General features: G+C 66.7%; 19 protein-coding genes and 1 pseudogene. 11 read left to right on the top strand and 9 right to left on the bottom strand.

Features of this window, described 5'->3' with window-relative positions:
* Positions 1–9: 9 nt before the first annotated feature.
* The 3 genes from ACDI39_RS19005 to ACDI39_RS18995 all read right to left on the bottom strand — a co-directional run bounded on the left by ACDI39_RS19005 (position 10) and on the right by ACDI39_RS18995 (position 1,531).
* On the bottom strand, positions 10–804 hold the full coding sequence (locus ACDI39_RS19005) for a thiazole synthase (RefSeq protein ID WP_253100168.1): 795 nt from the start codon (positions 802–804) through the stop codon (positions 10–12).
* Positions 805–855: 51 nt separating this feature from the next.
* Complete coding sequence (gene thiS / locus ACDI39_RS19000) at positions 856–1,056, bottom strand: sulfur carrier protein ThiS (RefSeq protein WP_225787558.1); 201 nt, start codon at positions 1,054–1,056, stop codon at positions 856–858.
* Positions 1,057–1,159: 103 nt separating this feature from the next.
* The gene (locus ACDI39_RS18995; protein WP_368815395.1) at positions 1,160–1,531 is read right to left on the bottom strand and encodes a DUF423 domain-containing protein; all 372 of its coding nucleotides are present in this window, start codon (positions 1,529–1,531) and stop codon (positions 1,160–1,162) included.
* 37 nt (positions 1,532–1,568) lie between these two features.
* On the opposite strand from ACDI39_RS18995, the pseudogene mtgA reads away from it, so the two are divergent.
* Positions 1,569–2,308 (top strand): annotated as a pseudogene (gene mtgA / locus ACDI39_RS18990) (monofunctional biosynthetic peptidoglycan transglycosylase); the annotation flags it as partial.
* A 213-nt stretch (positions 2,309–2,521) separates the two neighbouring features.
* Here mtgA and rpoH read toward each other — a convergent pair.
* The 4 genes from rpoH to ftsY form a co-directional block, all read right to left on the bottom strand.
* Positions 2,522–3,376 (bottom strand): RNA polymerase sigma factor RpoH, encoded by an 855-nt coding sequence (rpoH, locus tag ACDI39_RS18985; protein WP_225787561.1) that lies wholly within the window; start codon positions 3,374–3,376, stop codon positions 2,522–2,524.
* 112 nt (positions 3,377–3,488) lie between these two features.
* On the bottom strand, positions 3,489–4,514 hold the full coding sequence (ftsX, locus tag ACDI39_RS18980) for a permease-like cell division protein FtsX (protein ID WP_225787562.1): 1,026 nt from the start codon (positions 4,512–4,514) through the stop codon (positions 3,489–3,491).
* On the bottom strand, positions 4,511–5,182 hold the full coding sequence (ftsE, locus tag ACDI39_RS18975) for a cell division ATP-binding protein FtsE (protein WP_225787563.1): 672 nt from the start codon (positions 5,180–5,182) through the stop codon (positions 4,511–4,513). The genes ftsX and ftsE overlap by 4 nt, the downstream gene beginning before the upstream one ends.
* On the bottom strand, positions 5,179–6,735 hold the full coding sequence (ftsY, locus tag ACDI39_RS18970) for a signal recognition particle-docking protein FtsY (protein ID WP_486536985.1): 1,557 nt from the start codon (positions 6,733–6,735) through the stop codon (positions 5,179–5,181). The genes ftsE and ftsY overlap by 4 nt, the downstream gene beginning before the upstream one ends.
* Positions 6,736–6,967: 232 nt before the next feature.
* On the opposite strand from ftsY, the gene ACDI39_RS18965 reads away from it, so the two are divergent.
* The 4 genes from ACDI39_RS18965 (at position 6,968) to ACDI39_RS18950 (ending at position 11,499) form a co-directional block, all read left to right on the top strand.
* Positions 6,968–8,323: a M16 family metallopeptidase gene (locus ACDI39_RS18965; RefSeq protein ID WP_225787565.1), complete on the top strand. Its 1,356-nt coding sequence runs from the start codon at positions 6,968–6,970 to the stop codon at positions 8,321–8,323.
* Positions 8,316–9,812 (top strand): M16 family metallopeptidase, encoded by a 1,497-nt coding sequence (locus ACDI39_RS18960; RefSeq protein ID WP_225787566.1) that lies wholly within the window; start codon positions 8,316–8,318, stop codon positions 9,810–9,812. Before ACDI39_RS18965 ends, ACDI39_RS18960 begins: the two co-directional genes overlap by 8 nt.
* Positions 9,812–10,414 carry a 16S rRNA (guanine(966)-N(2))-methyltransferase RsmD gene (rsmD, locus tag ACDI39_RS18955; protein ID WP_225787567.1) on the top strand — a complete coding sequence of 201 codons (603 nt, stop codon included), beginning with the start codon at positions 9,812–9,814 and terminating at the stop codon, positions 10,412–10,414. Before ACDI39_RS18960 ends, rsmD begins: the two co-directional genes overlap by 1 nt.
* A 92-nt stretch (positions 10,415–10,506) precedes the next feature.
* Positions 10,507–11,499: a hydrolase gene (locus ACDI39_RS18950; protein WP_253100287.1), complete on the top strand. Its 993-nt coding sequence runs from the start codon at positions 10,507–10,509 to the stop codon at positions 11,497–11,499.
* 67 nt (positions 11,500–11,566) lie between these two features.
* Here ACDI39_RS18950 and ACDI39_RS18945 read toward each other — a convergent pair whose 3' ends face one another.
* Together ACDI39_RS18945 and ACDI39_RS18940 are read right to left on the bottom strand one after the other, a co-directional pair.
* Positions 11,567–12,421 carry a sulfurtransferase gene (locus ACDI39_RS18945; RefSeq protein WP_253090976.1) on the bottom strand — a complete coding sequence of 285 codons (855 nt, stop codon included), beginning with the start codon at positions 12,419–12,421 and terminating at the stop codon, positions 11,567–11,569.
* Positions 12,422–12,458: 37 nt separating this feature from the next.
* The gene (locus ACDI39_RS18940; RefSeq protein WP_225787570.1) at positions 12,459–13,124 is read right to left on the bottom strand and encodes a TetR/AcrR family transcriptional regulator; all 666 of its coding nucleotides are present in this window, start codon (positions 13,122–13,124) and stop codon (positions 12,459–12,461) included.
* A gap of 155 nt (positions 13,125–13,279) precedes the next feature.
* Between ACDI39_RS18940 and ACDI39_RS18935 the strand changes: the two genes are divergently transcribed.
* The 6 genes from ACDI39_RS18935 (at position 13,280) to ggt (ending at position 19,461) form a co-directional block, all read left to right on the top strand.
* A complete protein-coding gene (locus tag ACDI39_RS18935) occupies positions 13,280–14,710 on the top strand; it encodes a coniferyl aldehyde dehydrogenase (protein ID WP_253079854.1) in 1,431 nt (476 codons plus the stop codon).
* A 13-nt stretch (positions 14,711–14,723) separates the two neighbouring features.
* Entirely contained in the window at positions 14,724–15,209 is a 486-nt protein-coding gene (locus ACDI39_RS18930) for a twin-arginine translocation pathway signal protein (RefSeq protein ID WP_225787572.1), read from the top strand.
* A gap of 19 nt (positions 15,210–15,228) precedes the next feature.
* Positions 15,229–16,827: a GMC family oxidoreductase gene (locus ACDI39_RS18925; RefSeq protein WP_225787573.1), complete on the top strand. Its 1,599-nt coding sequence runs from the start codon at positions 15,229–15,231 to the stop codon at positions 16,825–16,827.
* A gap of 111 nt (positions 16,828–16,938) precedes the next feature.
* Positions 16,939–17,418 carry a pantetheine-phosphate adenylyltransferase gene (coaD, locus tag ACDI39_RS18920; RefSeq protein WP_225787574.1) on the top strand — a complete coding sequence of 160 codons (480 nt, stop codon included), beginning with the start codon at positions 16,939–16,941 and terminating at the stop codon, positions 17,416–17,418.
* A gap of 109 nt (positions 17,419–17,527) precedes the next feature.
* The gene (locus tag ACDI39_RS18915) at positions 17,528–17,779 is read left to right on the top strand and encodes a YfhL family 4Fe-4S dicluster ferredoxin (RefSeq protein WP_225787575.1); all 252 of its coding nucleotides are present in this window, start codon (positions 17,528–17,530) and stop codon (positions 17,777–17,779) included.
* Positions 17,779–19,461, top strand: coding sequence for a gamma-glutamyltransferase (gene ggt / locus ACDI39_RS18910; protein ID WP_225787576.1), 1,683 nt, complete (start codon positions 17,779–17,781; stop codon positions 19,459–19,461). Before ACDI39_RS18915 ends, ggt begins: the two co-directional genes overlap by 1 nt.
* The last annotated feature ends 20 nt before the right edge of the window (positions 19,462–19,481 follow it).

Below are 19,481 nucleotides of genomic sequence, written 5' to 3'. Positions count from 1 at the left end.
CAGGGGCTCTTACTTGATCAGACCTTCCAGCGGCGACGAGGCGCTGGCATAGAGTTTCTTCGGCATGCGCCCGGCCAGGTAGGCCATGCGACCAGCGACGATGGCATGCTTCATGGCCTCGGCCATCAGCACCGGCTGCTGGGCATGGGCGATGGCCGAGTTCATCAGCACGGCCTCGCAGCCCATCTCCATGGCGATGGTGGCGTCGGAGGCGGTGCCCACGCCGGCATCGACCAGTACCGGGACCTTGGACTCCTCAAGGATGATCTGCAGGTTGTAGGGGTTGCAGATCCCCAGGCCGGTGCCGATCAGGCCAGCCAGCGGCATCACTGCGATGCAGCCGGCCTCGGCCAGTTGGCGGGCGATGATCGGGTCGTCGCTGGTGTAGACCATCACGTCGAAACCGTCCTTGACCAGCACTTCGGCAGCCTTGAGGGTTTCGATCACGTTGGGGAACAGGGTTTTCTGGTCGGCCAGGACTTCCAGCTTGACCAGGTTGTGGCCATCCAGCAGCTCGCGGGCCAGGCGGCAGGTACGCACCGCTTCGGTGGCGTCGTAGCAGCCGGCGGTGTTCGGCAGGATGGTGTAGCGGTCCGGTGGCAGCACGTCGAGCAGGTTCGGCTCGCCCGGATTCTGGCCGATGTTGGTACGGCGCACGGCGACGGTGACGATCTCGGCACCCGAGGCCTCGATGGCCAGGCGGGTCTCTTCCATGTCACGGTACTTGCCGGTACCGACCAGCAGGCGCGACTGGAAAGTGCGCCCGGCCAGGGTGAAGGGCTTGTCGCTACGAACGTTGCTCATCGTTGTTCCTCTGGAAAAGGTTACGGGGCTTGCAGGTGAATCGCCGACGGATCAACCGCCACCGATGGCATGGACCACTTCGACCTGGTCGCCGTCGTTGAGCAGCGTGCTGTCGTGCTGGCTGCGCGGCACGATATCCAGGTTGAGCTCCACCGCTACCCGGCGACCGGCCAGTTCCAGGCGGTTCAGCAGGGCCGCGACGCTCTCGCCATCGGGCAATTCGTAAGGTTCACCGTTCAATTGAATGCGCATGCGCACGGCCACCATTGTTCTTTGGGGGCCCGCATTCTAGCCCCGATCAGCGCTCGAACCCAAGGGCACGAGCGGCCATTAGTCGCGATTGTGGACCACTTGGTCAGCTCAACCGCCACGCCGCCAGCCCCAGGCACAGCCAGCCGGCGAGAAAGCACAGGCCACCGATGGGGGTGATGATGCCAAGCTTGCCCAGGCCGCTGGTGGTCAGCACATAGAGGCTACCGGAGAACAGCACGATGCCCACGGCGAACAGACCGCCGGCCCAGCCCACCAGGCGCCCGGGCAAGTGCGCCGACAGCACGGCGACGCCGAGCAGGGCCAGGGCGTGGACCAGTTGATAGGTCACGCCGGTGTGGAAGATCGCCAGGTAATCGGCTGTGAGCCGGTTCTTCAGGCCGTGGGCGGCGAAAGCCCCCAGGGCGACACCAGTGAATCCAAAGAACGCGGCGAGCATCAGGAAGCTGCGAAGCATGGGGACGACTCCTCGGGTGGGGTCTGTATAATGGCCCGCTCCACAGGTTCCGGCCAAGCCATCGCCATGCTGTCATCCCTCATCCGCCGCCTCGTCCGCGCCCTGCTCTGGTTCGCCGCCGGCAGCATCGTGCTGGTCCTGGCGCTGCGCTGGGTACCGCCTCCGGGCACGGCACTGATGGTCGAGCGCAAGGTCCAGTCGTGGATGGCCGGCGAGCCGATCGACCTGCAGCGTGACTGGACGCCCTGGGCGCGGATCTCCGACGAACTGAAGGTCGCGGTCATCGCCGGCGAAGACCAGAAGTTCGCCAGCCACTGGGGCTTCGACATCCCGGCCATCCAGGCGGCCCTCGCCCATAACGAACGCGGCGGCAACCTGCGCGGCGCCAGCACCCTCACCCAACAGGTGGCCAAGAACCTGTTCCTGTGGTCCGGTCGCAGTTGGCTGCGCAAGGGGCTGGAGGCCTGGTTCACCGGGCTGATCGAGCTGTTCTGGTCGAAGGAGCGGATCCTCGAGATCTACCTGAACAGTGCCGAATGGGGGCCAGGCGTGTTCGGCGCCCAGGCGGCCGCACGCTATCACTTCGGTATCGATGCCAACCGCCTTTCCCGCCAGCAGGCCAGCCAGTTGGCGGCCGTACTGCCCAGCCCGATCAAATGGAGCGCCAGCCGGCCCAGCGCCTACGTGGCCAGCCGGGCCGGCTGGATCCGCCGGCAAATGAGCCAGTTGGGCGGGGCCAGCTACCTGATGCAGCTGGAGGCATCGCGCAGGCCTTGATACTCCTGCACCACCCTGCCCCTGCCCTGCCTGGCCCTATCGCTGGCAAGCCCCACACATGACCCTGCAATCCATATCATGCGTGATCGACTCGGACCCTGTGGGAGCTGGCTTGCCAGCGATAGGGCCAGTTCAGGCACCTTGAAACGCCAGGCATAAAAAAACCGCCTGCCCATAAGACAAGCGGCTCTATCGATCCAGCCCAGCCGTCGATCAGACCGCGATCAACGCCTTGACCTTGTTCATCGCGTTCTTCTCCAACTGGCGAATACGCTCCGCCGACACGCTGTATTTCTCCGCCAGCTCGTGCAGGGTGGCTTTTTCCTCGGCCAGCCAGCGCTGATAGAGAATGTCGCGGCTGCGCTCGTCCAGGCCTTGCAGGGCATCGTGCAGGTTGCTGGTGGAGTTGTCGCTCCAGTCGGCATCCTCCAGTTGCAGGGCCGGGTCGTAGCGGTGGTCTTCCAGGTAATGCGCTGGCGACTGGAAGGCACTGTCGTCATCGGCTTCGGCAGCTGGGTCGAAGGCCATGTCCTGGCCGCTCAGGCGGCTTTCCATCTCGCGCACTTCGCGAGGCTCGACGCCAAGGCTTTCGGCCACGCGATGGACTTCGTCATTGTTCAGCCAGGCCAGGCGCTTCTTCTGGCTACGCAGGTTGAAGAACAGCTTGCGCTGGGCCTTGGTGGTGGCCACCTTGACGATGCGCCAGTTGCGCAGGATGAACTCGTGGATCTCGGCCTTGATCCAGTGCACCGCGAAGGACACCAGACGCACGCCCATTTCCGGGTTGAAACGCTTTACCGCCTTCATCAGGCCGACGTTGCCTTCCTGGATCAGGTCGGCCTGGGCCAAGCCGTAGCCTGCATAGCTACGGGCGATGTGTACGACGAAACGCAGGTGGGCCATCACCATTTGCCGAGCGGCCTCAAGATCCTGCTCGTAGTAGAGACGCTCGGCCAGTTCACGCTCCTGCTCGGCCGTCAGCAGGGGGATGCTGTTGACCGTGTGCACATAGGCTTCCAGGTTTGCACCGGGAACCAGGGCATAAGCAGGTTGCAACGAAGTGGTCATTCAAGAACCTCCGACTCACTGAACTCGTGCCTTTTGGGCACTGCCAACATTGACCGGAAACCAAGAAACAAGTTCCCAGACTGAGAAAAAAGTCAATGCTGGCCAGAAAACATTATCGAGGTGCCAACTCGTTCAAGTGGCGGGCGACCGCGATCCATGCACCGATATACCCCAACAGCACGGCCCCGATCAAGAGCGACAGACCATCGGAACCCGGCACGCCGCCCAGGGCGAAGTCGCTGCCGTACAGCCCGGAGAGCCCTATGACCGCATCGTTCAGCCAGTCCAGGGAGAACGCCAGGATCCCCCAGGCCAGCAACCCCGCGCCCAGGCCGTACAGGGCCCCCATATAGAGGAAGGGGCGGCGCACGTAGCTGTCGGTCCCGCCCACCAGCTTGATCACTTCGATCTCGGTACGGCGGTTCTCGATGTGCAGGCGAATTGTGTTACCAATTACCAACAGCAGGGCCGAAACCAGAAGCACGGCCAGGCCGAAGACGAAACGGTCACCCAGCTTGAGGATCGCCGCCAGGCGCTCCACCCACACCAGGTCCAACTGCGCCACCTCGACCTGCGGCAGCTCCGACAGACGCTGACGCAGGGCTTCCAGGGCCGGCTTGTCGACCTCGGTCGGGGTCACCACCACCACGCCGGGCAACGGGTTCTCCGGCAGCTCGCGCAGGGCTTCGCCCAGGCCGGACTGCTGCTGGAACTCCTCCAGCGCCTGTTCGCGGCTGACATACTGGGCATCGGCCACGCCAGGCATGCCCTTGATCTCGTCGCGCAAGGCCTCGCCTTCCTTGCCACCGGCGTCGAGCTTGAGGAACAGGGAGATCTGCGCGGCACGTTGCCAAGAACCGCCGAGCTTCTCGACGTTCTTCAGCAGCAGCGACAGCCCCATGGGCATGCTCAGCGCCACCGCCATCACCAGGCAGGTGAAGAAGCTGCCGATCGGCTGCTTGCCCAGGCGCCGCAGGCTGTCGGCCAGACTGGCCCGGTGGCTTTCCAGCCAGGCGTGCAGCAGGGTACGGAAATCTGGGCCGTCGTCGTCGTGACCTGCGCGTTTTTTCGCCGGCTGCGGGTCGGCGGCCTTGGGCGCGACGCGCTCGGAAACCTTCGGCGTACGTGTAGTGCTCATTGCCCGGCCTCCCCATCGCCGATCAGTCGACCGCGCTGCAGGGTCAGCATGCGGTGCCGCATGCGCGCGATCAGCGCCAGGTCATGGCTGGCGATCAATACCGTGGTGCCCAGGCGGTTGATGTCCTCGAACACCCCCATGATCTCCGCGGCCAGGCGCGGATCGAGGTTGCCGGTCGGCTCGTCGGCCAGCAGCAGGGCCGGCTGGTGGACGATGGCGCGGGCGATGCCGACCCGCTGTTGCTGGCCGGTGGACAGGTCGGCCGGGAACAGCTCGCCCTTGTCGGCCAGGGCCACTCGCTCCAGGGCCGAGTCCACCCGTTTGGCGATCTCGGGCTTGGACAGGCCTAGGATCTGCAGCGGCAACGCGACGTTGTTGAACACCGTGCGGTCGAACAGCAACTGGTGGTTCTGGAACACCACGCCGATCTGCCGACGCAGGAACGGGATCTGGGCGTTGCTGATCTGGCCCAGGTCCTGCCCGGCCAACAGCAGCTTGCCGTTGGTCGGACGCTCCATGGCCAGCAGCAGGCGCAGCAGCGTGCTCTTGCCGGCACCGGAGTGGCCGGTGACGAACAGGAACTCGCCCCGGCGCGCCCGGAAGCTCAGTTCGTGCAGGCCGACATGGCCGTTGGGGTAGCGCTTGGCAACCTGTTCGAATCGGATCATGGATGCTCCCGCTCGGCGAACAGAGCCTTGACGAATGGCTCGGCCTCGAAGGTACGCAGGTCGTCGATGCCTTCGCCGACGCCGATGAAGCGGATCGGCAGGGCGAACTGCTTGGCCAGGGCGAAGATCACTCCGCCCTTGGCGGTGCCGTCCAGCTTGGTCAGGGCAAGGCCGGTCAGTTCGACGCTCTGGTTGAAGTACTTGGCCTGGCTGATGGCGTTCTGGCCGGTGCCGGCGTCCAGCACCAGCAGGACCTCGTGGGGTGCCTCGGCATCGAGCTTGCCGATGACCCGGCGCACTTTCTTCAGCTCTTCCATCAGGTTGTCCTTGGTGTGCAGGCGACCGGCGGTATCGGCGATCAGCACGTCGATGCCACGGGCCTTGGCGGCCTGCACGGCGTCGAAGATCACCGAAGCCGAGTCGGCACCGGTGTGCTGGGCGATCACCGGGATCTGGTTACGCTCGCCCCACACCTGCAGTTGCTCCACGGCCGCGGCGCGGAAGGTGTCGCCAGCGGCCAGCATGACCTTCTTGCCTTCGAGCTGCAGTTTCTTGGCCAGCTTGCCGATGGTGGTGGTCTTGCCCGCGCCGTTCACACCGACCACGAGGATCACGTACGGCTTGCCCTGCGACTGGATCGTCAGTGGCTGTTCCACAGGGCGCAGCAGGGCGGCCAGCTCCTCCTGCAGCGACTTGTACAGCGCATCGGCGTCGGCCAGCTGCTTGCGAGCCACTTTCTGGGTCAGGTTCTGGACGATGGTCGAGGTGGCCTCCACGCCGACATCGGCGGTGAGCAGGCGTGTCTCGATCTCGTCGAGCAGGTCATCGTCGATGACCTTCTTGCCAAGGAACAGGCTGGCCATGCCCTCGCCGATGCTGGCGCTGGTCTTGGACAGGCCCTGCTTGAGGCGGGCGAAGAAACCGACCTTGGAAGGTTCGGCGGCGACAGCGGGCGCAGCAGCGACCGGCTCGGGGGCAGGCTCGACGGGCGTCGGCGCAGCGTCCGGCGCGGGCACAGGCTCGACAGGCGCCGGCGCAGCGACCGGTACGGGTTCGGGGCGCTCGGTTCGAACCTCAGCCAGCACCAGCTCAGGGGCCGGGCGCTCGGGAATGACAGGGGGGGTCCTGGGCTCCAGGTCTGGGACCAGGGCCACAGGCTCCTCGGCGACTGGCAGGGTCAGGGTGCTGGCAGGCTGGGAGGTGCTGCCCGCCAGCGCTGGCGACGGCGTGGCCTCGTTCGCGGGCAAGCCCGCTCCCACAGGGGCCGCCAGGGCTTGATCCTCGGCGACAGGCAGCACCGGCGCGCCAGCAGGGGGCTGCGGCGCGGCGGCAGGTGCGGACTCGACAGGGGCTGGAGCCACGACCGGCGCCTCGGCGACCGGAGCAGGCTGCTCGACAGGCGCCTGCGGCGCTACCGGCTCGGCAGCCTGAGGCTCAGGGGATTGCGGCTGTTCGGCGACAGCTTGCTGCGGCTTCTTGCGAAACCAGCTGAACAGGCCTTTCTTCTCGCCAGCCTCGGCCGGCGCTTTTTTGTCGTCGTTGGAACCAAACATGGAAGACGGCTATCTCAGGGTAGCGATGGGCCATCAACGGCGCATCGGAAATTCTTGGTAACGCAGAACAGACTCTCTTGGATCCGGCTGGTTCATGCGCAACGTTTTGTCGAAGTGGCCTGTGGGCCAGAACGGCGACAGGCATGGTCGCCAGGCAACCGGATCAGTATCCTAGCACCTCCTGGCCCGCCGACGCTAAGCCAAGCGGGCCGCCGTACAGGTTAACCAACGTATGAATGCTCTAGCCCGCCGCGCCGCTGGCCTGTTGCTCAGCGCGCTCTGCCTGCCGCTCGCGGCCCTCGCCGCCGATCCGCAGCCCACCCACGAGTTCATCCTCGACAACGGCCTGAAGGTGGTCGTGCGCGAAGACCATCGCGCCCCGGTGGTGGTTTCGCAGATCTGGTACAAGGTCGGCTCCAGCTACGAGACCCCGGGCCAGACCGGGTTGTCCCACGCCCTGGAGCACATGATGTTCAAGGGCAGCGCCAAGGTCGGCCCTGGCGAGGCCTCGCGCATCCTGCGCGACCTCGGCGCGCAAGAGAACGCCTTCACCAGCGACGACTACACCGCCTACTACCAGGTCCTCGCCCGCGACCGCCTGCCGGTGGCCCTGGAGCTGGAGGCCGACCGCCTGGCCAGCCTGCGCCTGCCGGCCGACGAGTTCAGCCGCGAGATCGAGGTGATCAAGGAAGAGCGCCGCCTGCGCACCGACGACCAGCCCAATGCCAAGGCCTTCGAGCTGTTCCGCGCCATGGCCTACCCGGCCAGCGGCTACCATACCCCGACCATCGGCTGGATGGCCGACCTCGAGCGCATGAAGGTCGAGGAACTGCGCCACTGGTACGAATCCTGGTACGCGCCGAACAACGCCACCCTGGTGGTGGTCGGCGATGTCAGCGTCGACGAGGTCAAGGGCCTCGCCAACAAGTATTTCGGCGCCATTCCCAAGCGCGCCGTGCCGCCGGCCAAGCTGCCGCTGGAGCTGGCCGAACCCGGCCTGCGCCAGCTGACCCTGCATGTGCGCACCCAGTTGCCAAGCCTGATCTACGGCTTCAACGTACCAGGCCTGGCCACCGCCAAGGACCCACGCAGCGTCCATGCCCTGCGCCTGATCTCCGCCCTGCTCGACGGCGGCTACAGCGCCCGCATGCCAGCCCGCCTGGAGCGCGGCCAGGAGCTGGTGGCCGGCGCCTCGTCCAGCTACAACGCCTTCACCCGTGGCGACAGCCTGTTCCTGGTCTCGGCCACTCCGAACGTACAGAAGCAAAAGACCCTCGCCGACGTCGAGAAAGGCATCTGGCAATTGCTCGACGAACTCAAGACCACGCCGCCCAGCGCCGAGGAGCTCGAGCGCGTGCGCGCCCAGGTGATCGCCGGCCTGGTCTACGACCGTGACTCCATCAGCAGCCAGGCCACCACCATCGGCCAACTGGAAACCGTGGGCCTGTCCTGGAAGCTGATCGACAGCGAACTCGACGAGCTCAAGCGCGTGACCCCGCAGGACATCCAGGACGCCGCCCGCACCTACTTCACCCGCGAACGCCTGAGCGTTGCCCATGTACTGCCCGAGGAGTCCGCCCATGAGTGACCGCAGCGCAACTCGCTACACCCTGTTCGGCCTCGGCATCATCGTGCTGGTGGTGGCCCTGGCCATGGCCTTGGCCCGCCCAGCCCAGTCGGACAACGTGGCGCAGGCCGACAGCACCGCCGCCCGTCCGGCCAACACCCTGCAGTCCCTGGCCGAGCTGGACGGCAAGGCGCCCAGCCGGCGCCAGCTGAACATCCAGAGCTGGAATACCGCCGAAGGCGCCCGCGTGCTGTTCGTCGAAGCCCGCGAGCTGCCGATGTTCGACCTGCGCGTGACCTTCGCCGCCGGCAGCAGCCAGGACGGCGACACGCCAGGCCTGGCCACCCTGACCAACGCCATGCTCAACGAAGGCGTGGCCGGCAAGGACGTGACCGCCATCGCCGAAGGCTTCGAAGGCCTGGGGGCGGACTTCGGCAACGGCGCCTACCGCGACATGGCGGTGGCCACCCTGCGCAGCCTGAGTGCCGCCGACAAGCGCGAGCCGGCGCTGAAGCTGTTCGCCGAGGTGGTGGGCAAACCGACCTTCCCGGACGATGCCCTCACGCGCATCAAGAACCAACTGCTGGCAGGCTTCGAGTACGAGAAGCAGAACCCCGGCAAGATCGCCGGCAAGGCGCTGTTCGCCAAGCTGTACGGCGATCATCCCTACGCCCATCCGAGCGACGGCACCGCCGAGAGCATCCCCGGAATCACCCTGGAGCAGTTGCGCGCCTTCCACGCCAAGGCCTATGCGGCCGGCAACGCGGTGATCGCCCTGGTCGGCGACCTCAGCCGCGACGAAGCAGAGGCCATCGCCGCCCAGGTTTCCACTGCCCTGCCCAAGGGCCCGGCCCTGCCCAAGCCGGCCGAGCCTGTCGAGCCCAAGGCGGGCCTGACCCACATCGACTTCCCCTCCAAGCAGACCCACTTGATGCTGGCCGAGCTCGGCATCGACCGCCAGAACCCGGACTGGGCCGCCCTCTCCTTGGGCAACCAGATCCTTGGCGGCGGCGCCTTCGGCACCCGCCTGATGAGCGAGGTCCGCGAGAAACGTGGCCTGACCTATGGCGTCTATTCGGTGTTCAGCCCGATGCAGGTGCGCGGGCCATTCATGATCAACCTGCAGACCCGCGCCGAATTGAGCGAAGGCACCCTCAAGCTGGTCCAGGATATCCTCGCCGACTACCTGGAACATGGCCCGACCCAGCAAGAGCTGGACGACGCCAAGCGCGAACTGGCCGGCAGCTTCCCGCTGTCCAATGCCAGCAACGCCAGTATCGTCGGTCAACTGGGGGCGATAGGCTTCTACAACCTGCCGCTGACCTGGCTCGAGGACTTCATGCAGCAATCCCAGGACCTGACCGTCGAGCAGGTCAAGGCGGCCATGAACAAGCACCTGTCGGCAGACAAGCTGGTGATCGTCACGGCCGGCCCGAAGGTGCCGCAGAAACCGCTGCCACCGCCCACTGACAAACCCGCCGAGCAACCGCTCGGCGTACCGGAGCACTAATGGCCAAGCCATCCAGACCCGCCCACCCGGGCCAAGGGCCCAGCAAGGGCCCGGGCCACCTGCGCATCATCGCCGGCGAGTGGCGCAGCCGCCGCCTGACGGTACCCGAAGGAGACGGCCTGCGCCCGACCCCCGACCGGGTCCGCGAAACCCTGTTCAACTGGCTGGCACCGTATATCGAGGGCGCCCAGGTGCTGGATGCCTTCACCGGCAGCGGGGCGCTGGTCCTGGAGGCCCTGTCGCGTGGAGCCGAGGACGCTGTGGCCCTGGACAGCAACCCGGCAGCGATCGCCAACCTCAAGCACAACCTGGAGGTCTTGCGCTGCCCCCGCGGCCAGATCCTGCAGACCGACGCGCTGCGCTACCTGCAAGGGCCGGCCAAGCAGCGGTTCGACGTGGTATTCCTCGACCCGCCTTTCCATCAGGACTTGCTGGCCAACACCTGCAACCTGCTCGAAGACGGCCAGTGGCTGCGTGAACAGGCCTGGATCTACACCGAGAGCGAAGCTGCGCCCTCTACCCTGCCGATGCCTGGCAACTGGCGCCTGCACCGGGAAAAGAAGACCGGCCAGGTGCACTACGCGCTCTGGCAGCGCGGCTGACGTCCAGCGGCAGGCACGGCTGCGACCAATAGCGCAGGTACAGTGGCGACGATTCATGTCAAGCTAGGCAGGCACAACAGGGGTCACCCAGCATGCCTAGCCTCAACGCCACTTTCCGTCCGGCCACCGGCCTGTCCAACCCCCACCTGCAGACCCTGTGGGGGCCGCTGTGGCGCAAGCTCCCCGACCTGCAGCGCACCCGCGAGCGCCTGTGGCTGGCCGATGGCGACTTCCTCGACCTGGACTGGCATGGCCCACACCAGCCCGCCGCCCCGCTGGTGCTGGTGCTGCACGGCCTGACTGGCTCGTCCGCCTCCCCCTACGTCAAAGGCCTGCAGCAGGCGCTGCAGGCCCGTGGCTGGGCCAGCGTCGCCGTCAACTGGCGCGGTTGCTCCGGCGAGCCGAACCTGCTGCCGCGCAGCTACCACTCCGGCGCCAGCGAAGACCTGGCCGAGACCATTCGCCACCTGCGCGCCCAGCGCCCGCTGGCGCCGCTGTATGCGGTCGGTTATTCGCTGGGCGGCAATGTGCTGCTCAAGTACCTGGGCGAGAGCGGTACGACCAGCCAACTGGAGGCCGCGGTGGCGGTGTCGGTGCCGTTTCGCCTGGATCAGTGCGCCGATCGCATCGGCCAGGGTTTTTCCAAGGTCTACCAGGCGCATTTCATGCGCGAGATGCTTGCCTATGTGCAGCAGAAGCAGCGGCACTTTCGCGAGAGCGGCCATCACGAAGGGTTGGCGGCGCTCGAGCGCCTGGGGCCGTTACGCAACCTGCGCACGTTCTGGGATTTCGACGGCAAGGTCACCGCACCGTTGAATGGTTTCAGCGATGCCCATGACTACTACCGGCGCTCGTCGAGCCGCTACTACCTAGGCGAGAACCGGACGCCGACACTGATCATCCATTCCACCGACGACCCGTTCGTGTCCGGCCACAGCCTGCCCGCAGCCAGCGAGTTGGCGGCACAGACGCATCTGGAGCTACATGAGCGAGGCGGGCATGTGGGGTTCGTCGATGGCAGCCTGCGCAATCCGGGGTATTACCTGGAGCGGAGGATTGCGCAGTGGTTGGCAGAGGGCGCCTAGAACAGCCCTGACACCCCACTGCCTGCCAGAACTACCTGCTTTCACAGATGACGAAGACCTCGAAAGCTCAGTCCCCTTTCGCCACGCCATGCTGTGGATCATTGATCCACTCGCTCCACGACCCGGCATACAACCGCCCCAGCGGGTACCCCGCCAGCGCCAGGGCGAACAGGTTGTGGCAAGCGGTCACCCCCGAGCCGCAATAGGCTACTAGCTGTTCCGGTGCCCGCCCTGCCAGTGCCTCGTCGAAACGCTGCTTGAGCTGCGCGGCCGGCAGGAAGTGGCCATCCGGCCCCAGGTTGTCGGTGAACGCCAAGCACTGGGCCCCCGGAATATGCCCGGCCACCGGGTCGATCGGCTCGACATCGCCACGAAAACGCGGCAGCGCGCGGGCATCGATGAGGGTCAACTCCGGTTGCCCCAGGCGCTTGGCCAGACGCTCGGCGTCGATCAGCAGCTTCATGTCCGGCTCACCGGTGAAACTGCCCTCGCGCTTGACCGGTGGATCGAGGCTCAGCGGCAGATGGGCGGCATGCCAGGCCTTGAGGCCACCATCGAGGATGAAAACGTCATCGCGCTTGCCCAGCCAGGCCAGCAGCCACCAGGCGCGGGCGGCAAACGCGCCGGGGCCATCGTCGTACAGCACCACCTGGCTGTCGTTGTCCATGCCCCATTCGCGCAGGCGCTCGACCAGCCGTCGCGGATCCGGCAGCGGGTGGCGCCCGGTGCGGCCCTTGACCACCGGCCCGCTCAGGTCCCGCTCCAGGTCGGCGAAGTGCGCCCCCGCGATATGCCCCTCGGCATAGCTGCGTTGGCCGTAATCCACATCCTCCAGGGCAAAACGACAGTCGAGGATCACCAACCCCGGCGACTCCAGGCGGTCGGCCAACTGCTGCGGGGTGATCAATTGCGCAAGGGGCATGACAATCTCCTGATCGATGGCACGAAAGGCCCTGGAGTCACTGCTCCAGGGCCTGGTTGAACGGTACGTGGAACTCCTCGCAGAGCGTATCCACGGCAGCGCGCGAACTGGCGGTGACGAACCCCAGTTCCAGCACCAGTACCTGGTAGACGCCGCGCTTGAAGGCTTCTTCACCCAGGTGCGCGGAATGTTCGCGCGTGGTGCTGAGAAAACGAACCCACGAGGTCAGGACGATCCAGGCGTTGATGGTCAGCGATTCGATCTGCGCCGCATCCATGGCCAGGATCCCGGCCTCGACGAAGCCCCGGTAGATCGCCTGGCCCTGCTGCAGGCAACGCTGGGAGAAACGCCGGTAACGGGCGGCGAGTTCCGGGTCGCTGTCGAGCAGGTGCTCCAGGTCGCGGTGCAGGAAGCGATAGTTCCACATCGCCGCCAGCAGGGCCTTGAGGTAGAAGCGCTTGTCCTCGACCGTCGCGGTGCGCCCCTGGGGAGGCCGCAGGAAGCTGTCCACCAGCGCTTCGTACTGGCTGAAGAGCACGGCGATGATCGCCTGCTTGTTAGGGAAGTGGTAGTACAGGTTGCCAGGCGAGATTTCCATGTGCGCGGCGATGTGGTTGGTACTGACGCTGCGTTCGCCCTGCTGGTTGAACAGCTCCAGGCTGTTCTGCACGATGCGCTCACGGGTCTTCATGCGCGGGGCCATGCTCAGCTCCAAGTCTGCGTACTTCAATGATCGCCCATCTTAAGGTGTATCTGCCAAGGGATGCACCGTTCTGTGCCAGGGCGCAAAAAACTCGCGCCAGCGCGCAAATTAGAGTATAGGCTCTAGTCATAACAGCCCCCTTTCGTGGAGCCGCCATGACTTCGCCGATCGCCTTGCCTCCTGTGTATTCCGACCCCGACCTGGCCGCGACGTTCGCTGCCCAGCGCCAGGCGTTCGCCAGCCACCCCATGCCCGAGGCGGCCCAACGCCGGCAATGGCTGAAAAGCCTGCGCGAGGCCTTGCTGGCAGGGCAGCAACAGCTGGTCGAAGCCATCGACCAGGACTTCGCAGGCCGCAGCGCCGACGAAACCCTGCTGGCCGAGTTGCTGCCATCGGTACAGGGCCTGCGCCATGCCGAGCGTCACCTGCAACGCTGGATGCGACCTTCGCGGCGCAGGGTCGGCCTGGCCTTCCAGCCGGCCAGCGCCCGGGTGCTGTACCAGCCGCTGGGGGTGGTGGGCATCATCGTGCCGTGGAACTACCCGCTGTTCCTGGCCATCGGCCCGTTGACCTGCGCCCTGGCCGCCGGCAACCGGGTGATGCTCAAGCTCAGCGAAGCCACGCCGGCCACCGGGCAAGCGCTCAAGGCATTGCTGGAGCGAGTGTTCCCCGGCGACCTGGTCAGTGTCGTGCTCGGCGACATGCAAGTCGGCCAGGCCTTCTCCCGCCTGCCGTTCGACCACCTGCTGTTCACCGGCTCCACTGCCGTCGGCCGCCACGTGATGCTCGCCGCCGCACAGAACCTGACCCCCGTGACCCTGGAGCTGGGCGGCAAGTCGCCGGCCATCGTCTCGGCCAGCGTGCCGCTGGACACCGCCGCCGAGCGCATCGCCTTCGGCAAGACCCTCAACGCCGGCCAGACCTGCGTCGCCCCCGACTATGTACTGGTCCCACGCCAACGCCTGGGAGCCTTCGCCGATGCCTACCGGCGTGCCGTGCGCCGCTTGTACCCACGCATCGGCGACAACCCGGACTACAGCGCCATCGTCAACCCGCGGCAATTGCAGCGCCTGGAGCGACTGCTGGAGGATGCCCGCGACAAAGGTGCCCAAGCGCTCGACCTCTACCCTGACGAACCTCGCCAGGGCCGGCGCCTGCCGCCCCATGTGCTGCTGGATGTGAACGATGACATGCAGGTGATGCAGGAGGAGATCTTCGGCCCCTTGCTACCGCTGGTGCCCTACGACAGCCTCGACGACGCCCTGGCCTACATCAACGACCGTCCGCGCCCCTTGGCGCTCTATTACTTCGGCTACGACCGCGCCGAGCAGGACCATGTCATGCGCCATAGCCATTCCGGCGGCGTCTGCCTCAACGACACCCTGCTGCATGTGGCCCAGGACGACCTGCCCTTCGGTGGCATCGGCCCATCCGGCATGGGGCACTACCACGGGCACGAGGGTTTCCTGACCTTCAGCAAGGCCAAGGCGGTGCTGGCCAAGCAGCGCTTCAACGCCGCCCGATTGATCTACCCGCCTTACGGCAAGGCCTTGCAACGCCTGGTCTACAAGCTGTTCATCCGCTGAGCGAGGCGCCCCCATGCACCGCCGCGACCTGCTCCAGTTCAGCCTCGGCGCCAGCGTCTTCCTGGCCGGCGCCAGCCTGGTCGGTTGTTCGCCACAGGCCAGCGCGCCGGGCTTCAGCACGCTGCGCGACGACGACCTGCCGCTGCTGCATGCCCTGATTCCCGTGGTGCTGGCCGGCACCCAAGCGTCGCCGACGCTGGTCCTGCACAGCCTGGACCACAAGCTGGCGGCGCTGTCGCCGGCGATGCTCAAGCTCACCCGGCAACTGTTCGACGTGCTCAACCTGCCGCTGACCCGCGGGCCCTTGACCGGTGTCTGGGGCCGCTGGGAGAACGCCAGCCCCGCACAGGTCAGCGCCTTTCTCGCGCGCTGGCAGGACAGCTCGCTGAACCTGCTGCGCATGGGCCACGCCTCGCTGCTGCAACTGCTGCTCATGGCCTGGTACGAGCGCCCCGAAGCCTGGGCGGCCTGTGGTTACCCCGGCCCTCCGAACATCTGATCCCACAAGAGCCTCCCCGATGCCCGTAGCCGACCCGTTTCGCCAAGGCCTGGAACAAGGCTGGATCACCCATGATGCCTCGCGCCTGGAGCAAGACCTGACCCTGCAAGCCGACGTCGCCGTGATCGGCAGCGGCGCAGGTGGCGCCACCACTGCGGAAATACTCAGTGCCGCCGGCTTCAAGGTCCTGCTGATCGAGGAAGGCCCGCTCAAGACCAGCAGCGACTTCCACCTGCTGGAGAACGAGGCCTACGCCAGCCTCTACCAGGAAGGGCTGGGGCGCATGAGCAAGGACGGCGCCATCACCATCCTCCAGGGTCGAGCCGTGGGGGGGACGACGCTAGTCAACTGGACCTCGAGCTTCCGCACGCCGCCACAGACCCTCGGCCACTGGGCCAGGGAGCACGGGGTGAAAGGCCTGGGCAGCGAAGACCTGCAACCCTGGTTCGAACGCCTGGAGCGACGCCTGGGCATCAGCCCCTGGGCCGTCCCGCCGAACGCCAACAACGAGGTACTGCGGCGCGGCTGCGAAGCCCTCGGCTACCACTGGGCGGTGATCCCACGCAACGTGCGCGACTGCTGGAACCTCGGCTACTGCGGCATGGGCTGCCCGGTCAACGCCAAGCAGTCGATGCTGGTGACCAGCATCCCGGCCACCCTCGACAACGGCGGCGAACTGCTCTACCTGGCGCGGGCCGAGCGCTTCCTGCACGACGGCGAGCGCATTGGCGAACTGCTCTGCCAGGCCCTGGACAGCCAAGGCGTACATCCCAACGGGCGCCAGGTACGGGTCCGCGCTCGCCACTACGTGCTGGCCGGCGGCGGCATCAACAGCCCTGCCCTGCTGCTGCGCTCGGCAGCGCCAGACCCTTACCAGCGCCTGGGCAAGCGCACCTTCCTGCACCTGGTCAACTTCAGCGTGGCGCGGTTCGCCGAACGGATCGACCCTTTCTACGGCGCGCCCCAGTCCATCTACAGCGATCATTTCCAGTGGCTGGAGGGTGTCGACGGCCCGATTGGCTACAAGCTGGAGGTGCCGCCGCTGCACCCGGCCCTGGCCAGTACCCTGTTGGGCGGGCATGGCCTGGAGAATGCCCAGCGCATGGCCGAGCTGCCCCATACCCACATGATGCTGGCCTTGCTGCGCGACGGTTTCCACCCGCAGAGCCAGGGCGGCCAGGTGGAGCTGCGCAGCGACGGCTCGCCCGTGCTCGACTACCCGCTCACCGACTACCTGCGCGACGGCCTGCGCCGGGCCTACCACAGCATGGCGCAGATCCAGTTCGCCGCCAGCGCCGCCCAGGTGATGCCGGTACATGGGGATGCACGCTACGTCGACGACCTGCGCCAGGCCCAGGCACTGATCGAGCGCCTGCGCCTGGAACCCTTTCACACCCGCCTGGGCAGCGCCCATGTCATGGGCGGCTGCGCGCTGGGCGAGGACCCGCGTCAAGCGGTGTGCGACAGCCTGGGTCGGCATCACCAGTTGCAGAACCTGTCGATCCACGACGGTTCGCTGTTCCCCACCAGCATCGGTGCCAACCCGCAACTGTCGGTCTACGCCATCAGCGCCCGGCTCGGCGAGGCGCTGGCTACCCGCCTGGCGCGTGGCGCATGACAACGATTATCCGCACTGTCTATAGTGCCATCATTCGGCCGCGTGACTTGGCCGGGCGCAGTCCCTGCGCTACCATCCGACTCCCCAACGCACTCCAGCCAGGATGACGCGATGAACCGAGTGTTGTACCCGGGTACTTTCGACCCCATTACCAAAGGCCATGGCGATCTGGTCGAACGTGCGTCGCGCCTGTTCGACCACGTGATCATCGCCGTGGCGGCCAGCCCGAAGAAGAATCCGCTGTTCCCCCTGGAGCAACGGGTCGCGCTGGCCCGCGAGGTCACCAAGCACCTGCCCAATGTCGAAGTCATCGGCTTCTCCACCCTGCTGGCGGCGTTCGCCAAGGAACAGGGCGCCAATGTGCTGCTGCGCGGCCTGCGCGCGGTATCGGACTTCGAGTACGAGTTCCAGCTGGCCAACATGAACCGCCAACTGGCACCGGATGTCGAGAGCCTGTTCCTCACGCCGTCGGAGCGTTACTCCTTCATCTCTTCGACCCTGGTCCGGGAGATCGCCGCGCTGGGTGGCGACATCAGCAAGTTCGTTCATCCGGTGGTGGCCGACGCCCTGAGCGAACGCTTCAGGAAGTGATGCCCCCTGCCTGAACGTCGCGCCCGCGTGCACTGCGGGCGCGAATGCGGCACAATTGTGCCCATTGGTTTGAAACATGCCCGGGCCTCGAGCCCCGGCCGGAGTCCCCATGTCCCTGATCATCACCGACGATTGCATCAACTGCGACGTCTGCGAACCCGAGTGCCCGAACGCCGCCATCTCCCAGGGCGAAGAGATCTACGTGATCGACCCGAACCTGTGCACCCAGTGCGTGGGCCACTATGACGAGCCCCAGTGCCAGCAGGTCTGCCCGGTCGACTGCATCCCCCTGGATGAAGCCCACCCGGAGACCCACGACGAACTGATGGCCAAGTACCGCCGGATCACCGGCAAGGCCTAATGCCGCTCGTCGCCGCGTTTCGCAGCGTATGCCTCGGCACGCTCCTGGCGCTGCTGGCCAGCGCCGCCCTGGCCGACGGGCCCGGTCGCGCCGCCATCGCCAGCCCCCATGGCGAGGCTACCGCAGCTGCCCGGCAGATCCTCGCGCAAGGTGGTAACGCCTTCGACGCGGCCATTGCCATCAGCGCCGCGCTGGCGGTGGTCGAGCCCTATGGCTCCGGGCTCGGCGGCGGTGGTTTCTTCCTGCTCCGCGAAGCCGGCGACACACCACGCTATGCCTTTCTCGACGCCCGCGAGCGCGCCCCTGGCGCAGCGACGCCAGGCATGTACCTCAAAGACGGCAAGCCCCTGCCCAACCTGTCGATCAACGGACCGCTGGCCGCCGCCATCCCCGGCCTGCCCCAGGCCCTGGCCGACCTTGCGCAGGCCCACGGCCAACTCCCCCTCAAGGACAGCCTGGCCCCGGCCATCCGCCTGGCGAACCAGGGGTTCGCCGTCGATCGCATCTATCGCGACCGCGCGACCATGCGCCTGTCTGCCCTGCGCGACAACCCGGAAAGCGCGCGGCTGTTCCTGAGCGACAGCCAGGTGCCAGCCCTTGGCACGGTGATCCGTCAGCCGGAGCTGGCCGACACCCTGCAACGCCTGGCCGATCACGGTCGCGATGGCTTCTACCGTGGCCCCCTGGCGCGTCAACTGGTCGATGGTGTACGCCAGGCAGGCGGGATCTGGACCCTCGACGACCTCGCCAGCTACCACACCGCCTGGCGCGAACCGCTGCGCTTCGCACTGGCCGAGCGCCGCGAGCTGATCAGCAGCCCGCCCCCCTCGGCCGGCGGCGTGGCCGTGGCCCAGAGCCTGGCCATGCTCCAGCGCCTGCCGTGGCAGCAGGCCGAGCCGGTCCAGCGCAGCCACTACGTGGTCGAAACGCTGCGCCGCGCGTACCGCGACCGTGGCTCGCTCGGCGACCCGGACTACGTCGCCAACCCCATCGACCGCCTGTTGGCCCGTGGCTACCTGACAGGTCTGGCCGACAGCATCGATGTCCACCAGGCCACGCCCAGCAGTACCCTGCCACCGGCCAGCGCCTGGCGCGAAGGCGACCACACCACGCATTTCGCGGTGATCGATGCCCTGGGCAATGCCGTGTCGGCCACGCTCTCGGTCAACCTGCCGTTTGGCGCAGCCTTCAGCGTGCCGGGCACGGGTGTGGTGTTGAACAACGAGATGGACGACTTCGCCGCCGACCCTGGCGGCAGCAACAGCTATGGCCTGGCCGGCAGCCAGGCCAATGCGGTGGCGGCGGGCAAGCGGCCGTTGTCGAGCATGAGCCCGAGCTTCATCGAAAGCCCGGAGCAGTTCGCCAGCTTCGGCACGCCGGGCGGCAGCCGCATCCCGAGCATGGTGCTGCTGTCGATGCTGGGTTATCTCGAAGGTCGCCCGGTGGCCGAGTGGCCGGCCATGCCCCGCTACCATCACCAGTACCTGCCGGATGTGCTCGAACACGAACCAGGGACCTTCAGCCAGGCGCAGAAGGAGCAGTTGCAGGCACGCGGCTACCGCCTGAAAGACCTGGGGCGCACCTATGGCAACCAGCAGGTGCTGTACTGGGACAAGGCTGCCGGCACACTGGAGGCCGCGAGCGATCCGCGTGGGGTCGGCGAGGCCATGGTATTCGAATAGCCTGCGAGAGGGGCCGCTTT

The organism is Pseudomonas sp. Tun-23181 (assembly GCF_057415455.1).
This window is presented reverse-complemented; position numbering and strand designations above follow the sequence as displayed.

Bases quoted from the DNA above. Each gene is read 5' to 3' on its own strand.
- ACDI39_RS18945 (WP_253090976.1), bottom strand. From the start codon at position 12,421: ATGCCCCTTGCGCAATTGATCACCCCGCAGCAGTTGGCCGACCGCCTG.
- ACDI39_RS18935 (WP_253079854.1), top strand. From the start codon at position 13,280: ATGACTTCGCCGATCGCCTTGCCTCCTGTGTATTCCGACCCCGACCTG.
- ftsY (WP_486536985.1), bottom strand. From the start codon at position 6,735: ATGTTTGGTTCCAACGACGACAAAAAAGCGCCGGCCGAGGCTGGCGAG.
- ACDI39_RS18950 (WP_253100287.1), top strand. From the start codon at position 10,507: ATGCCTAGCCTCAACGCCACTTTCCGTCCGGCCACCGGCCTGTCCAAC.
- ACDI39_RS18930 (WP_225787572.1), top strand. From the start codon at position 14,724: ATGCACCGCCGCGACCTGCTCCAGTTCAGCCTCGGCGCCAGCGTCTTC.
- ACDI39_RS18995 (WP_368815395.1), bottom strand. From the start codon at position 1,531: ATGCTTCGCAGCTTCCTGATGCTCGCCGCGTTCTTTGGATTCACTGGT.
- ACDI39_RS18925 (WP_225787573.1), top strand. From the start codon at position 15,229: ATGCCCGTAGCCGACCCGTTTCGCCAAGGCCTGGAACAAGGCTGGATC.
- ACDI39_RS18965 (WP_225787565.1), top strand. From the start codon at position 6,968: ATGAATGCTCTAGCCCGCCGCGCCGCTGGCCTGTTGCTCAGCGCGCTC.
- rpoH (WP_225787561.1), bottom strand. From the start codon at position 3,376: ATGACCACTTCGTTGCAACCTGCTTATGCCCTGGTTCCCGGTGCAAAC.
- ACDI39_RS18960 (WP_225787566.1), top strand. From the start codon at position 8,316: ATGAGTGACCGCAGCGCAACTCGCTACACCCTGTTCGGCCTCGGCATC.
- ACDI39_RS18940 (WP_225787570.1), bottom strand. From the start codon at position 13,124: ATGGCCCCGCGCATGAAGACCCGTGAGCGCATCGTGCAGAACAGCCTG.
- rsmD (WP_225787567.1), top strand. From the start codon at position 9,812: ATGGCCAAGCCATCCAGACCCGCCCACCCGGGCCAAGGGCCCAGCAAG.
- coaD (WP_225787574.1), top strand. From the start codon at position 16,939: ATGAACCGAGTGTTGTACCCGGGTACTTTCGACCCCATTACCAAAGGC.
- ggt (WP_225787576.1), top strand. From the start codon at position 17,779: ATGCCGCTCGTCGCCGCGTTTCGCAGCGTATGCCTCGGCACGCTCCTG.
- ftsX (WP_225787562.1), bottom strand. From the start codon at position 4,514: ATGAGCACTACACGTACGCCGAAGGTTTCCGAGCGCGTCGCGCCCAAG.
- ACDI39_RS18915 (WP_225787575.1), top strand. From the start codon at position 17,528: ATGTCCCTGATCATCACCGACGATTGCATCAACTGCGACGTCTGCGAA.
- ftsE (WP_225787563.1), bottom strand. From the start codon at position 5,182: ATGATCCGATTCGAACAGGTTGCCAAGCGCTACCCCAACGGCCATGTC.
- ACDI39_RS19005 (WP_253100168.1), bottom strand. From the start codon at position 804: ATGAGCAACGTTCGTAGCGACAAGCCCTTCACCCTGGCCGGGCGCACT.
- thiS (WP_225787558.1), bottom strand. From the start codon at position 1,056: ATGCGCATTCAATTGAACGGTGAACCTTACGAATTGCCCGATGGCGAG.